The 14,315-nt window shown below is 61.6% G+C and carries 12 protein-coding genes and 1 tRNA gene; 10 read left to right on the top strand and 3 right to left on the bottom strand.

Annotation, left to right across the window (positions count from 1 at the left end; translation table 11 throughout):
* Window positions 1-19: 19 nt before the first annotated feature.
* A tRNA-Asn gene (locus tag QM721_RS06790) sits at window positions 20-95 on the top strand.
* A 719-nt stretch (window positions 96-814) separates the two neighbouring features.
* Here the strand turns inward: QM721_RS06790 and QM721_RS06785 are convergent.
* On the bottom strand, window positions 815-1,291 hold the full coding sequence (locus QM721_RS06785; protein ID WP_415120296.1) for a helix-turn-helix domain-containing protein: 477 nt from the start codon (window positions 1,289-1,291) through the stop codon (window positions 815-817).
* A 179-nt stretch (window positions 1,292-1,470) separates the two neighbouring features.
* Between QM721_RS06785 and QM721_RS06780 the strand changes: the two genes are divergently transcribed.
* The 4 genes from QM721_RS06780 (at window position 1,471) to QM721_RS06765 (ending at window position 6,647) form a co-directional block, all read left to right on the top strand.
* The gene (locus QM721_RS06780) at window positions 1,471-1,689 is read left to right on the top strand and encodes a hypothetical protein (protein ID WP_415120294.1); all 219 of its coding nucleotides are present in this window, start codon (window positions 1,471-1,473) and stop codon (window positions 1,687-1,689) included.
* A gap of 98 nt (window positions 1,690-1,787) precedes the next feature.
* On the top strand, window positions 1,788-3,329 hold the full coding sequence (locus QM721_RS06775) for an alpha/beta hydrolase family protein (protein ID WP_415120292.1): 1,542 nt from the start codon (window positions 1,788-1,790) through the stop codon (window positions 3,327-3,329).
* 1,511 nt (window positions 3,330-4,840) lie between these two features.
* Window positions 4,841-5,860 (top strand): ABC transporter ATP-binding protein, encoded by a 1,020-nt coding sequence (locus tag QM721_RS06770; RefSeq protein WP_415120290.1) that lies wholly within the window; start codon window positions 4,841-4,843, stop codon window positions 5,858-5,860.
* A 16-nt stretch (window positions 5,861-5,876) separates the two neighbouring features.
* Complete coding sequence (locus tag QM721_RS06765) at window positions 5,877-6,647, top strand: ABC transporter permease (RefSeq protein ID WP_415120288.1); 771 nt, start codon at window positions 5,877-5,879, stop codon at window positions 6,645-6,647.
* Window positions 6,648-7,339: 692 nt separating this feature from the next.
* Here the strand turns inward: QM721_RS06765 and QM721_RS06760 are convergent.
* Together QM721_RS06760 and QM721_RS06755 are read right to left on the bottom strand one after the other, a co-directional pair.
* Window positions 7,340-8,371, bottom strand: a complete 1,032-nt coding sequence (locus QM721_RS06760) for a YdcF family protein (protein ID WP_415120286.1) — start codon at window positions 8,369-8,371, stop codon at window positions 7,340-7,342.
* A 111-nt stretch (window positions 8,372-8,482) separates the two neighbouring features.
* Window positions 8,483-9,115: a DUF1345 domain-containing protein gene (locus tag QM721_RS06755; RefSeq protein WP_415120284.1), complete on the bottom strand. Its 633-nt coding sequence runs from the start codon at window positions 9,113-9,115 to the stop codon at window positions 8,483-8,485.
* A 571-nt stretch (window positions 9,116-9,686) separates the two neighbouring features.
* Between QM721_RS06755 and QM721_RS06750 the strand changes: the two genes are divergently transcribed.
* The 5 genes from QM721_RS06750 (at window position 9,687) to QM721_RS06730 (ending at window position 14,181) form a co-directional block, all read left to right on the top strand.
* Window positions 9,687-11,111 carry an MGDG synthase family glycosyltransferase gene (locus tag QM721_RS06750; RefSeq protein ID WP_415120282.1) on the top strand — a complete coding sequence of 475 codons (1,425 nt, stop codon included), beginning with the start codon at window positions 9,687-9,689 and terminating at the stop codon, window positions 11,109-11,111.
* 526 nt (window positions 11,112-11,637) lie between these two features.
* Entirely contained in the window at window positions 11,638-11,988 is a 351-nt protein-coding gene (locus tag QM721_RS06745) for a type II toxin-antitoxin system RelE/ParE family toxin (RefSeq protein WP_415120280.1), read from the top strand.
* Window position 11,989: 1 nt separating this feature from the next.
* The gene (locus QM721_RS06740; protein ID WP_415120278.1) at window positions 11,990-12,319 is read left to right on the top strand and encodes a helix-turn-helix domain-containing protein; all 330 of its coding nucleotides are present in this window, start codon (window positions 11,990-11,992) and stop codon (window positions 12,317-12,319) included.
* A gap of 67 nt (window positions 12,320-12,386) precedes the next feature.
* Entirely contained in the window at window positions 12,387-12,647 is a 261-nt protein-coding gene (locus QM721_RS06735; RefSeq protein ID WP_415120276.1) for a hypothetical protein, read from the top strand.
* Window positions 12,648-12,834: 187 nt separating this feature from the next.
* Window positions 12,835-14,181, top strand: a complete 1,347-nt coding sequence (locus tag QM721_RS06730; RefSeq protein ID WP_415120274.1) for a DUF2254 domain-containing protein — start codon at window positions 12,835-12,837, stop codon at window positions 14,179-14,181.
* The last annotated feature ends 134 nt before the right edge of the window (window positions 14,182-14,315 follow it).

The raw sequence follows: 14,315 nt of genomic DNA, 5'->3' as shown, positions 1-14,315 counted from the left end.
TCTCGCGCCTCGGCGCTGATCCCCTGTAGCTCAATTGGCAGAGCGTCGGACTGTTAATCCGTAGGTTCCTGGTTCGAGTCCAGGCGGGGGAGCCAACCTGCAGTGCTCACTTGACGAGGTGAAACGCCGGCGAATCGGGCCTATCTTGACTCCCTCGCGAACCAAGGATTGAGCCAGAAGGCGCCGCCTGACAGGCGGATCGCGTCTTCCGCGAACCGCCTGGCTCCGCCTCCGGAAACAGCGCGTCCCGGCAAGTGGGCGCCCCTAAGGTCCGGACGAATCCCGCTGGGTGGCCGCTGGCCGGTGTCGACCGCGCCGGAGACTTCAGGCTTGGTGGGGGTTAGGCGGGGTTAGGCGAGTCGGACGTTGTTTGCTGCGGCCCATTCGCCGACACGCTGGTCCTTGTAGGTCGACAGGTGCGGGCTGTAGTTGTCGAGGACGATCGCGATCCGCACCCCGGCCGGGGTGCAAGGAGCGTAGGTAGCGGCAGAAGGCGAGGAACTCGGTGCGTGTCTTGCGTTTGACGACGTGGCCGTAGACCCGGTCGGTGGACAGGTCGTAGCCGGCCATGAGGTGCCGCACACCGTGTGGTCGGTGGTAGGTCGCCCGGCGGCACCGGCGCCGAGGCCCGGCCTGTGTGCCCTTCCCTGCCGCGGCTGGAGCCCACTGCTTGCCGGGATGCGGTTGAAGGTTCAGGGGTCCGAACTCGTCCATGCAGATCACTACGGTCGGGTCGCTCGGCCCGGGCTTGTGCTTGCCGTCGGCGATCCGGTACAGCTCCAGGACCCGGTTCTTCTTGGACTCGTAGGCAGGATCAGTGCTGGACTTCCAGGTCTTCACGGCTTGGAAACGAGATCCTTTCGTCACGCAGGAGCTGCCGGAGCCCTTCGTGGGAGATATCCTCGCTCACCCCCTGAGCGACCAGATAGTTGGCCAGCTTCGACAGCGACCAGGTCGAGAACGGGAGGCCGTGATCGGTCGGCCTGGCCAGGGCGATCTGCTTGATCGTGGCGCGGTCCTCAGCAACGAACTTCGGCGGCCTGCCACCAGCGTATTTCGGTCGTAAGGAGTCGAACCCATCGGCGTTGAAGTTGTGGATCACGTCACGGACCCGGTCGGGGCTAGTGAAGGTGACCTCGGCGATCTGTGGGGCATCCATGCCCTGGGCCGAGAGCAGCACAATCTGCGCCCGTCGCCAGGTGACAACCGACCCGGAGTCGCGCCGCACGGTGCGCAATAGCCGGTTGCCCTCGTCGTTGGTGATTTCCCGGACTTGAACACGCTCAGCCATCGCAAGGTCCTGAGGGAAGGACAGGAACGGACACCCCGACCATCCCGCAGCCCGGCACCACTGTCTGGTAGGCCAAGCGGCGCGTCACTCAAACAGGGCGCAGGTTAGCAGCCGCGGTTCTAGTATCAGAACTAGCAGTGCTCCAACCCCGGGGTGCCCAAGCGAAAAGTAGTCTCTACATGTCAACCGCATTCATCGACGCGATGATGACCGACTTCAACCTGGTCGGCGACTATTTCAATGATCCTGAGCGGACACTGTCCTCGTTCGACCTGACGGCGCAGGAGCGCTCGGCCTTCGCCGCACGGGACATCGACGCCCTTACTTCGCTGGGGATCGACCGAGGCCTTGTGAGTGCCGCGCTTTCGGGGGCTCACAGCCAGACCTGCCCGAAGTAGGCGCGCAGCACTCAGCGCTCAGACAGAACGCTGCCGCGATTCTCTGCGGCTTGTCCTGCGGGTCGCAGAGAATCGCGGCAGGCATAAGGAGGGCACTAATGATTGTGGCTGTGGCATCCACGCTTCAAGACCACGCGCCACTCCTTGTCGTTGAAGACTCGGGCACGTTGACGTTGGCAAGCGCGAAACCGGCCAATTTTGCGTCTGGTCAGCTAGAAGCTGGTCCGATAATTACTGGAAGCTATTTCGCGGACCCTTACTCGATGCGCGTCGCGATGATAAGAAACGGAGTCTGGCATTGGTTCGATATCCCATCTGGCGCTGTTGCTAGAATTGACCACGTGCCCCCCATGGCGCACATTGTTGCTATCGACGACCGAGGTGCGATCTATTGGACGGTCCAAAAGGGACAGCAACACTGGTTATTCCGATCCTGCGTTAGCGAGACAACCCCATTGATTTGGGTGCCCTTGCCGATCACCAGCGTCCTCGTCAATAGTATTGGAATGATAGGCGTAGTTACAAATCAGCCTTCTCCTCCATTCGACAAGTGCACGATTATTGTTGAGCCTTCGGGCAAGTTCGTCCGCGTCTGTCAAGTCGATGGGATCGCTTGGTCCGGCAGCCACCGGCTCTGGGGAGCTGTAAGGGGGCCACTTCACCTGCAGGCCACTGAATTCAATTCCGACACCGGCGCATCCAAGGACATCCACCCGTCTCGCAAGGAGCTAGCAACCGATGTTTTCTACCGAAACGGCGCTCCGGATCTCTTCATAGTAGAAGGGTTCACCACATTGCCCGTTCGCAAGCGCCTCGTCGAAGTTCACCATCATTGGCGCGGGCCGAGATGCAGGATGATCGTCTCGTCCCTATGTGGCGAGATTAGACTCACCGAGAACAGCGACGACGTAGTGGAAAAGTCACTAACCCGTCAATGGCGAATGGCCGACGATGAAGGATTCATCCACGGGCTGGAAGTTGGATCAGGTGCCTCGCTAGTCATATACCTTCCAGGTGGCCCTGGTGACCCACTATTCGATCGCTACAATATGATTGTTGCATCCTTGGTCCGCAGTGGTAGGACCGTTTGGCTTCCGTCTCTAAGCGGGTATGGAGGACAGTCCACACAGCATCGCAACTCGATCTACGGCAACTGGGGCAACCGGGAACGGCTTCAACTAGAATCAGTGCTCACTATCGCTACCCTGGAGGGCTATGGACCCGTGAGCGTGGTTGGGCATAGCTACGGTGCGTACCTGGCTCTGCAGATGAGCGACCCCCGCGTGCGAGCAGTTGTCGCATGGTCGCCTTTCGTTGATCCAGAGAGCCTCTGGCAGGAGGTGCCGAGTTCGCGGATACTGCTTCATCAGTGGGGGCTTGGCCACCCGGACGGACGACGCCGATCACTTGGTTGTCACGACCAACCGGGCTGTGGCTACGTTCCGCCAACACTTTTTCTTACCGGTACTCGGGACGCTGAGACTCCGATGACCGCTGCTCTCCGCATCGAGATTGGGAGACGCCGGTTAGCGCCGGGGACAACTCACGTTGCGCTTCCGATCGGCCATACCGCCTTTCATCCGTCCGATGCAAATATGGTTTCCAATGAAATTGTGAGTTTCCTTGATGAAATTGAATGACAACGAATATTATGAACTGCTGCGGCGGGTCGACTCCGAAGTCAGGTCTCGCTGGGACGAGTTCGTAAAGATAGCCGTAGGTATGGAGCCAATGCGGCCGGAGGCCTGGCGACGCCTCTATCGTCTTAGCATAAGCGCCTGTCGCGCGGGAGTAAATGGCCGATGGCGAACGTCAGAAGTAGCCCTGATGTGTAGATATGTCGGAGTTTCTAGGCCCGGAGATATCGCCGTGGCGTATAGCCATGTAATCTTGGCCCTGTCCCTCGCGGAAGGCGAGGAGATTTTCGGTGAGAACGTCTTGGTATGAACGATCCACAATATGACACCGTAGTCAGATCGTTTCCTCATGACAAATGGACTCCTGACCATTCTATCCCTGTGCTAAGCTGGTGTCAGGTTGACGGCGACGAGGCTTTGCCCGATCGCGGTTTCAAGATACACGTATCAGCAGGTATGGATAACGCCGGAAGGGTGCTCGCTACAGTTTACCCGCTGCTCTGCGCAAAGGGCCTCACCTTCAAATTTGCGTCCAGCCTGAAAATGGTAATGCAGATAAACATGGGCTTGTTCGGAATTTCTCAAGTCGGGAAGATAATTACAGTCTATCCTACATCTACAGATGGGTTCATTCGTCTGGCTACCGAACTCCGTGATACTCTAGCGGCAGAAAGTGGCCCACGCCCGCCGTCGGACATCGCCGTACCTCAGTCAGATTGCCTCTATTATAGATACGGTTCGTTTATCTCTTCAGAGTCTCTTGATGATGAACGCAGGCCCGGTTTTGCAGTACCCCAAGGCATTCTGGATCCGTTCGGTGCTGCTCGAACAATTTCCTTCCCGTCGGCGCCTAGAAGGGCTAGTCTGTTTGCTGGTCGGTATCTTATCTTTGATACGCTCTCTCAACGCGGAAAGGGTGGGGTATATCGGGCCGTCGACTTCGGTGAGCATCCTGGTAAGAGTTTAGGAGTCCCTGTGGTCCTAAGAGAGGCACGGAGGTTCGGCGAGCGAGACTCGAATGGAGTCGATGCTGTCGCCCGTCTGTGTCGAAAGGCAAACATTTTGCGAAATTTGGAACTTGTCCCGACTTTCCCAAAGGTGTATTCCGAATTTGTTCTGGAAACATCCCGATTCCTGGTCATGGAATCCGTTGGTGGCGGCGTGTCTCTGCTGAGAATCATGCAGGATGTTGATTTTCGCTCGGTAGGGTCCACCCTTACCGGCCTAGGTAGCTGGATACATGATAGTGTGCTAATGCCAATGCATGCTCGCTCAATAACTCTAAACGATCTGTCTGCAGGAAACATCCTGCTTTCGAGTGGCTCGCGCGTATATCTGTGCCGATACGGAAGAGGCGAGCTTCGGCTGGGAGGGCTACAAGCCGCTCTCGACATCCGGGTATACGTCCGTGCGGTGGACGCAGCCAAGTGTCGAGCGAGACATATTCGCACTAGGGCGACTGATATTGTTGCTGGCGTACCCGCTTTGGCATGACTCAATTGTGAGTGGCTCCGGTGGCGAACACTATCGGCCGCGATATTCGAGACAGGATGACGTTCACCGATGGTGTCGCGACCTGTTCACAGGCTACTCTATGGACTTTCGGGAGATGTTTGATGTCTAGGGACGGACTCGCCTTCAAGTCGGTGAGTAAGAGGTTTGGTACAGTCGAGGCCCTTTCGAACGTGAGCTTGCTTGTTCCGCCTGGCCACGTTTTTGGCCTACTTGGCGAGAATGGTGCGGGCAAGTCCACGTTCATTCATCTGGCGGCTGGTGTGCTCCCGCCTTCGTCTGGCTCTATCGAGGTACCAGCGGGGACCGTTGGCTGGTGCGCCCAGAGACAAATGATCGACTGGTTTGTGGACTGTCGGACCAACGTTTGGCTGGGTGCTCGTTTAGCAGGACTGACAGGAAGGGCGGCCTGGGAGGCGTCCGATCGTGCACTCGAACAGGTCAACTTAACCGGGGCCTATCTTTCGCGCACGCCCGAGGTTCTCTCCGGTGGTCAGCAACAACGGCTAATGATTGCGAGAACTCTGGCGATGAAAGCAGACTTGCTACTGCTTGATGAGCCCACCGTAGGGCTTGATGCATTGAACGTCGGCCGACTGACTTCGGCCATTATTGAGGCCCGAAACGCGGGCGCGATCGTCGTGGTTAGCTCCCACGAGTTCGAGAATGTGGAGCCCGTGCTTGACGAAGTGGGTTTCCTCGATGAAGGCAGAGTAGTTTTTCAAGGAACTGTTGCTTCGTTTGTGAACAAGTTCGTATCCGAGGAGGTAGTAACCCTGCGTTTCTCGAGCCTTTCGGAGGTTAATATCGAGTGCCTGGCAGCTTTGGAGGGCGAGGTATTGAACTTTGAGCCTGCTTCTTCCACGGTTGAACTTCGCGCCCCACGCTCCCTGGGTATCGGTGCGATCACGGCACGGCTTCCCGATTTCCTTGAGGTCCTTGAGGTTGTGCGGCGTCCAGCTAGCCTGCGCGACGCGGTGGTGGCTGCGAGCGGACGGCTGTCGGGTTCTGGAGATGAGTAGGCGTAGGAGATTATTGGTGAATTCTGTTGGTTCCCTGGGCTGGATTGGGTCTTTTTGCACTATTTCCCTGTTAGAGTTGAAGGGCGCTGAGTTGCAGTCGCCGCTACGCTGGATCAGCGCTCTCATTAACCCTGTTGCATATTTTGGTCTGCTAGGTGTCGGCCTGGCGTCGCAATTCGCGGAGCCAACCTATCTAGCCTTTATTGTCCCTGGTGTCATGGTGATGCAAGCTATCTCCTCGATGACTCAGATGATCTATCGTACGGTGATTGAGAGGCGTTGGGGGCTGGCGGCGCTGAAGCTTCAAGCGGGTGTGCCCTGGACTGCTTATCTCGCGGGACTGTTAGTGCCTAGAATCTTGTTGTTCCTTATGCAGATCGCGGCAATAGGATCGCTGGCGATGTTTGTTACGCCTGGCCTTTCGTGGTCGAGAGTCGCTCTGAGTGTATTGGCTGCTACCTCGGCATGCATATTCTGGAGCCTTCTGGGTCTCACCATCACCGGTTGGATTCGTAGTTATCAGGTACGTGATTTCGTGGTCGGCCTGATCGTGACTCCGCTCGCGTTTGCGGCGCCAGTGTTCTATTCGTTGGATAGCGCGCCGGGCGTGCTTCGCGCGTTGAGCGTTGTTAACCCACTCACGTACCAGGTGGGCCTAGTTCGTTCAGTGTTATTGGGCAGCCCGGATGTAGGCAGCTCGGTTGTGTCGATGCTGCTAATTGCTGCGGTGGTAGTCGCGGCGCGAGGTTCCGTGAAATCGATGCGGAAACTGTCGTTCGAGGCATGATCGTGTGACGCGTGTGAGTTGTTGACGTGTGTGCGGCGTCTCAACAATGGTGCGCCGTGGTGCCAGGTGTCGGGTTCTGCGGTTCGCTGGCGACTTTCAAATACGGGTGGGGATGGCGGTATGCAAAATGAGGCAGTCGTCGCCGCGACTAGAGGTGATTTCGGCCTCAGTTGCGCAGTTCGTCGTGGAATGGCTCATGGAATTGAGGGTGCAGTGACGTCATGAACCATCGCTGCCTTGAGAGGATGCGGAGCGTTGCACATTGGTTAGGTTTCGAAGATCTGCGATGTGTTTGGAACGGTTATTGGCTGCTTTCGGCGGCACGACGGGGGCTGGCCGGTCGAAGAAGTTCAGCGGTATAGACCGACGCCAGTTCAGCCCGCAGGCTCGTTCGAGAACCGCGCAGCAGCCGCGCACCACGTGCCCGCCGGCGATCGGCACGCCGAAAATCTCCCACTCCGGCGTGACCCGAACCGATACCGCTCCAGCGCGAGCTCCACGAGCCGCGAGGCCCTCCTGCTTCTTCGCGTGAACCCAGGGGTATGTGTGCCCCCCCCTTTGGACTGATTGAGCGTTACCGTGTCGGCGTCCTCGATCTCTTCGAGCCGGACGGTTTGCACGCAGCACCCCGGTGAGCCAGAGCCACTCAGAGGGTGTGGAGCACTCGCTCAACGACCATTTCGGCCCGCAGGTCAGCGGTTGATCAGCATCCCGAAGCTCACCACCAGAATCGGCAGCGTGCTCAGCCCCAACAGGATGGCGTTCAGCCAGAAATGGTCGCGCAGCACCGCGATGTATTCCCGGATCACCGCACTGGCCCAGTAATACCGGGCGGTCGGTGACCCGACGGTGTAGCCGGCCATGTGCAACCGGCGCATCAGCAGCGCTGCCCGAAAGGCGTGAAAGTTATTGGTGACGGCAGCGACCGGCCCGGCGATGCCCTGGGCCCGCAGCAAGTCGCGGCTGTTGGCCAGGTTCTGCTCAGTGTTGCGTGAGCGGTCTTCGAGCAGAATCCGATCGGCCGGCAGGCCCTTGTCGATCAGATAGTCGGCCATCGCGACGGCCTCTGGCACCGGCTCGTCCGCGCCTTTGCCGCCTGAGGTGACGAGCACCGGACGGCCCTGTGGAAAACGGTCGAGCAACTGCCGTCCGCGGTTCAGTCTCGACGCCAGCAGCGGGGGCACCCGGCCATGGATCAGCCCCGAACCAAGTACGATCACCGCGGCTACCGGCCCTCCGCGCCGGGTCATCGCCACCGGGTAGAGGGCGCCGTAGATCAGAAAGGCGACAAAGCCGAAACCGAGGTAGCCCAGCGGCAGCCCGAGACACAGCATGATCAGCCCCAGCCGGGAGTCGTTGACGGCGAGAACCGCACACCACAGCACGATGTAGCCGACCATGCCCACGCCCAGACAGATCGACAGCAGGCGAGAAATCGCCAGGCCTTCGCGGCGGATCAGGGTGATGCCGGCAGCGATCAGAAACCCGGCCAGCGCCAGCACGGTGCCCAGCATGAGCACCAGCAATACCAGCAGCACCTGGGCCGCCACGGTCGAGTCCCAGGAACGTTCAACGCTTCCGACGATGGTGCCGATCACAGTCAGCAGCGCATTCATCAGCACGGCAAGAAGCAATAGGGCCGAACGCATTGTTCGGGGGTCACGCATCAGGCAGACGACGAGCGCGACCAGCAACAGCACGAGACCGCTCGGCAACTCGATCATGCAACCACGGTAGGGGGAGGTTCTTGACGCAGGCATTGATCATGGTTCGCCGCGCGTGTCGGGCTGCACCGGCAGCGAGGTTTCGACAGGCAGAGAACTGATGCCGCCCGATCAGGTCTGCGCAGCGAGCTGCACCACCAGATTGATGGTGCAGGCGAGCACCACGGCGCCCAGCAGGTACGACAGCAGTGCGTGCCGAAGGGCTGCCCGGCGCACCTCCCGGGTTTGCAAGGTGGTGTCGCTGACCTGGTAAGTCATACCCATCGTGAAGGCCAGATAGGCGAAGTCGTGGTAGTCGGGCTCGTCGCCGTTGAAGTCGACACCCGGCCGGTTCGGGTTTTGGTAGTACAACCGGGCATAGCGAACCGTGAACAGGGTGTGCACCAACACCCACGAACTGACCACCACCAAGGCGCCCAGCACGGCTTCGACCGAAACCGTGCCGTCCGACTGCGTTCCAGCGAGCAGAAAGCCGACGCCGGCCACGCTGGCCAGGGCAGCGAGGCTGAGCGTGGCGGTCACGGTGACGTGGCTGGGGTCTTCTTCGGTGGCGTGCTCCCTGGTTTGTTCAGGGGTCATGCGGACGATCGCCCACAGGGTGCGCAGGCAGAAAACCAGGCAGAATCCGATCCACCCGGCCGCGATCGCCGAGGCGGCACCGAGTACCGGCCACAGCAGCAGGGTCGCAATCAGTCCCGCTGCGGTGGCTACCACCGTACGAAGCCAGGCGGCTTGGAGCTTCACAGCACCCAGTCAACCACCAGCGGGCTCCGACGCCCACCGGCACGAAGGTCGCCGTGTCGAGCAGGGTGGCATCTGCCCACAACCGACCGCCTGTGCTGTCGCCCACCTGAGTGCCGATCAAGCCCAGCCCGGCCAGAGTTCCGACCCAGCCCCGCGACGAAACCTGCTGGCCGCCGCCATCTGTGGCCCGAGGTCATGGCGCGGGGTCATCACGTTCTTCACGTTCATCCTCCGATTCACCCAAGGGGCGGGCGCTGATTGTCGCTGGTCGAGCTTGTCGAGACCTTGGTCATCACGCTGGGGTGAGGGGTTTCGTCAGGCTCAGCCAGCGGTGGTTGCGTTGATCAGTGCTTCCCAAGGGGGCGCTGATTGTCGCTGGTCGAGCTTGTCGAGACCTTGGTCATCACGCTGGGGTGAGGGGTTTCGTCAGGCTCAACCAGCGGTGTTGCATTGATCACTACTTCGGTGGCGAGCGTGCAGACGACGCAACCTCCCAAACCGTGCACGCCCCCGAGCGCAGCGCCGACCTGGTCAGCCGACGACGACGCGACCTGGCGAATACGATCGCACCATGCCACTACGCATCCTGATCCTTGCCGCCGGGGTGGGCGCCGGTCACAATCAGGCCGCCGGTGCGATCGAAGGTGCCCTCGGCCGTGTTCCCGAGGTCGGCGATGTGAAACGCATCGACATTCTCGAAACCACCAACGAGATATTCGCCAAGTTGTACGACGACGCCTACTTCACTTTGGTGTCCGAGGTGCCATGGGTCGTCGGCTGGGGCTACGACAGCCAGGACGCCCCGTTCAACGTGCCGCCCCTGGTGCGTTGGTGGGACCAGTTGAACACCACCGATCTGGTGCGTGACATTCGCGACTTCGACCCCGACCTGGTGATCTGCACGCACTACCTGCCGGCCCGCCTGGTGGCGTTGATGCTCACCCGGCGGCAGTTGCGCGCATCGCTGACGCTGGTGGCCACCGACTACGACTTTCAGGGCCTCTGGCTGACCTCGCCGTTCACGCACTTCTTCGTGGCCAGGCAGGAGTCGCGCGAGCTGATGGTGCGGCTGGGCGTGCCGGCCGACCGGGTGCGGGTCTCGGGCATTCCGGTGCGTCCGGGGCTCGATCAGCCGGTGGACGAGCGTGCGGTGCGGGCTTCGTTCGGCCTGGAGCCCCACCTGCCGGTGGTGCTGATCTCGGCCGGGGCGTCGGGCGGCAGCTACACGCTCAACATCGTGCGGCAGGTGCTGCGCTGCGAGCAGCCGTTCCAGGCGGTGGTGGTCTGCGGCCGCAACGAAGCATTGCGGGCCGAGGTGAACGCCTTGGTGTCACGCCGTCAGGAACGGTTCTCTGTGCTCGGCTTCACTGACCGGATGGCCGACTTGATGGGGGTGGCCACGCTGTTCGTCGGCAAGCCGGGCGGGCTCTCGTCGTCGGAGTGCATGGCCGCCGGGCTGCCGATGGTGATTGTCAACCCGATCCCGGGCCAAGAGATGCGCAACGCCGACTTTCTGCTCGAAGAGGGGGCGGCGATTCGCTGCAACTACCCTGCGACGGTCGGCTACAAGATCGACACGCTGCTCGCCGACCCCGAGCGGGTCGCCGCGATGGCCGCCAGTGCCCGGCGCATCGGGCGTCCGAACGCCGGCCAGAGCGTCGTCGAGGGATCGCTCGAACTGCTCACCCCACCACTGTGGATCAGCCGGGACGCGCAGCGCTCGATGCTGCAGGCCAGCCAGGACGGCAGCGCCGTGGTCGACCTGGAGCCGGCCAAGCAATTGCAGACCCTGACCGACCCGATCACCGGTGGGTCGCTGGCGGTGATGACCCGCGGCCAACTGAGCACGCTCGGCGTAACCACCTGGTCGACCAGCGTGACCATCGCCCGGTCGAGCCTGAAGCGGCTGCGCTGGCAGACCGAGAACATCGACCTGGCAGTGAGCGGACGCTGGCTGCTGCACGGCGCCAAGTCACGCGACTTCGGGCTGCTGTGAGCTCGGTCGGTGTGGCTCGCTGAGCGCCCCTGCGCTGTGACTCGACAGGTGCCATGTCCACGGCGGTGCCAGGCGAACGTTGTCCGGACGTCCGTCTGTGGTGGTCGTGATAAGCGCGATCACGTCCCACGAGGCAGTTCAGAACTTCGGTGAGGTCTTCACCAAGCGCTGGGTCGTGGACGCGCTGCTCGATCTCACGGGTTACACGTCTGACCGTGACTTGGGCGGTCTGACGGCTGTGGAGCCCTCCGCGGGGCCGTCTCCGTCGAAACCATCGATTCTGGGGTGGTCCGGAACCCAAAGGGACGTGCCCGAACTTCACTCACGGATGCGGAGATCGAGGCGATTCGAGCAGCCCGGGAGGGCGGCGATGGTGTCATGGCGATCGCGGCACGGTTCGACGTGAGCCGAATGACGGTCTGGGAAAAGCCTCGGCAGGCGGCCGTCGCGACGCTTCATGAATCGTCGCGACGGCTCTCATCGACATTCACTTGAATCAATATCGAGTCAGATCTATATTAGCGGCATGTCTTGGGACGTTCGACTCTGGGAAGACGTGGAGTCGTGGGTCCTGGGGCTGGATGACGAGACCTACAACCTGGTCGCTGCCGCGATCACCCGACTGGAGTCCGAAGGGCCCACGCTCGGGAGGCCGACGGCGGATCGGATCAAGGGGTCCCGGCATCACAACATGAAGGAGCTACGCCCTGGATCGGCGGGACGCAGTGAGATCAGGATTCTGTTCGCCTTCGACCCGAAACGCAGGGCCATCCTGCTCATCGCCGGAGACAAGGCAGGCAGATGGAAGCGGTGGTACGACCAGAACATCCCGATAGCCGACGACAGATTCGATGAGTGGCTGACAGAGGAGGAGTGAGATGAGCACCAAGACGAAGACCGCATCGTGGAGTGATGTCCGCGCCAAGCGGCCCGTCGATGAGCAGGCTGTTGCTGAGCATGTTGCACGCATGGAGGCCGAGGAGCGCTCTTATCGGCTGCGGGAGATCCGCGAAGAACAGGGTGTGACTCAGAAGGAGCTCGCTGAGCGCATGGAGCTCACCCAGCCCACCATTTCCGCGTTGGAGTCTGGCGACCTGGACCGTTCCGGTCTCGCGACCCTGAAGTCCTACGTTGAGGCTCTTGGTGGCACCGTCGAAGTCACCGCCACCTTCGGTAGCCGAAAGCTCGTGCTGTCTTCTGGGTCGTAGGTGCACAAGCGAGATCACACATGCATCACATGCACGGTTTCCTGCGCGCATGTCAGTCCCTGTGAATATGACTCTGATCATGAGCCTCCCATCCGCGGATCTCACGTCATTCAAGAACACTGCCGCCATCCTGATGCAGCGACTCGTCCGTGAGAAGCAGCACGATGCGGCCGTCGTTGCCGCATCGGCCAAAGGCGAGGGGACGATGGACGAACCCGTATTTGATCTTTCCTTCGCCAATTTCGAGGCCCCCGTGGCCGCTCGGATCGCGTACATCAAGGCGCTGCCTGATGCTGCTTTTCCCGGCGACGTGCATCCTCAAGGGTAGGGCCGGCCGTTTGCAGCGGGATCCTGCGCTGTGAAGCGAGTTCGTCGACCTCAACCCGCCGCTGTTGCGTCGATGACCGTTCGCTCCTTCGCCGAACTCATCGACAGCGACGTTTGTTCGGGTCTAGCTTGGGCGACACGTCGGTGAACGTGGAGCGTCCTGGCGATGAACGAAAGGTGTCGTACAGATGACGACCACCCGGATGATGTCGGACCAACGGCGTGAGGCGTTAAGTGGCTCGCTGTGGTTCCTGCCGCTACTGATGACCGTGGGTGCACTGCTGCTCGGGGCAGGGCTTGCCGAGATACGGCTGCCCGAGGACGGTCCGCTCAGCCCTGTGTTGTATCACGGTGGTGCGGAGGACGCCCGGCGGCTGCTGCTGAGCGTGGCGACCGCGACGGTGGGCGTGTTCGCGCTTGTCGTCGGCCTCACCCTGGTGGCTCTTCAGGTGGCGGGCAACCGCTATTCGCCGCGGCTGGTCCGGTCATTCCTGCGGGATCGTCCCACCCAACTGGTGCTGGGAATGTTCATCGCCACCTTCGCCTACAACGCCGCCGGCCTCTACACGGTGGGGGCGCAGGAGGACTACCCGCGGCTGGCGGTCACCGGGGGACTGGTGCTGTTGTTCGTCTGCATCGCCGCGCTGGTGTTCTATGTCGACAGGGTGGCCCACAGCCTGCAGACCCACACGCTACTGAACACGGTGGGCCTCACCACCCGGCGTGCCGTCGAGGCTCGGCCACCGGGAATAGGCCGCTCGGCCGGCCTGTCGGGGCTGGATGGGGTGCCGTGGGACGAGCCCCCGGTCGGCGCCATCAAACTGCTGGCGCCGCGATCCGGCTACGTGCAGCGGCTGCAGATGGACGCCTTGATGCGGGCTGCGTTGGGCGAGGACGCAGTGATCCAGTTGGTTCCCGGAATCGGTGGACACGTGGTCGCCGGCACCCCGCTGGGCTGGGCCTGCCCGGCCAACGGCGGGCTCGTCCGGCCCGAGACGCTGGCCCGGTCGGTGAATCGGGCGATCACGATCGGAGCGGGACGAAGCAGTTACAACGATGTCGCACTGGGGGCGATCCAGATGGTCGACATGGCGCTGCTCTCGATGCACGTCTTCGACTACCACACCGTCGAGCAGTCGTGCGCCGAGCTGGGGGTACTGCTGGGCAGGATCGCCGGGCTGCCGCTCGGCCCCGAGGCGGTGGTCGACTCCTCAGGCACGATCCGGGTACTGGTTCCGGGTCTCTACTTCGGGGACTATCTGGAACTCGCCTGCGGCGAGATCCGCCGCAAGGGCAGCTCCGAACCAGTGGTACTGCTAGCGCTGGTGAAGCAACTCCGTGCCGCGAGCGCATCGGCGACCCCAGAACGGCTCACGCTGGTGCGTCGTGAACTCGAATACGTCCGGGCCGCTGCTCAGGCGGGCATCCCCGAGCCCCACGAAGTGGAGCGGGTGCTCCGCGAGGCCGACCGGGTACTGTTGCTGGTCGGCGCTGGCCAACCCGAGCATCCCGCCGTCCAGCTCGCCGGGCTGTAGCCGCCGGGGCTTCAGCGACAGCCCCCTGCACCCGCACCTGGAAAGTGTTGCGTTCTCGCCGGTCGAACGTGTCGAGACCTTGGTCACGACGCTGTGGCAAGGGGTTTCGATAAGTTCGACCAGCGGTGGGCGCA

The organism is Micropruina sp. (genome assembly GCF_047602085.1).
Taxonomy (GTDB): Bacteria; Actinomycetota; Actinomycetes; order Propionibacteriales; family Propionibacteriaceae; genus Micropruina.
This window is presented reverse-complemented; position numbering and strand designations above follow the sequence as displayed.

Bases quoted from the DNA above. Each gene is read 5' to 3' on its own strand.
- QM721_RS06785 (WP_415120296.1), bottom strand. From the start codon at position 1,291: ATGGCTGAGCGTGTTCAAGTCCGGGAAATCACCAACGACGAGGGCAAC.
- QM721_RS06750 (WP_415120282.1), top strand. From the start codon at position 9,687: ATGCCACTACGCATCCTGATCCTTGCCGCCGGGGTGGGCGCCGGTCAC.
- QM721_RS06780 (WP_415120294.1), top strand. From the start codon at position 1,471: ATGTCAACCGCATTCATCGACGCGATGATGACCGACTTCAACCTGGTC.
- QM721_RS06735 (WP_415120276.1), top strand. From the start codon at position 12,387: ATGACTCTGATCATGAGCCTCCCATCCGCGGATCTCACGTCATTCAAG.
- QM721_RS06745 (WP_415120280.1), top strand. From the start codon at position 11,638: ATGTCTTGGGACGTTCGACTCTGGGAAGACGTGGAGTCGTGGGTCCTG.
- QM721_RS06740 (WP_415120278.1), top strand. From the start codon at position 11,990: ATGAGCACCAAGACGAAGACCGCATCGTGGAGTGATGTCCGCGCCAAG.
- QM721_RS06775 (WP_415120292.1), top strand. From the start codon at position 1,788: ATGATTGTGGCTGTGGCATCCACGCTTCAAGACCACGCGCCACTCCTT.
- QM721_RS06730 (WP_415120274.1), top strand. From the start codon at position 12,835: ATGACGACCACCCGGATGATGTCGGACCAACGGCGTGAGGCGTTAAGT.
- QM721_RS06760 (WP_415120286.1), bottom strand. From the start codon at position 8,371: ATGATCGAGTTGCCGAGCGGTCTCGTGCTGTTGCTGGTCGCGCTCGTC.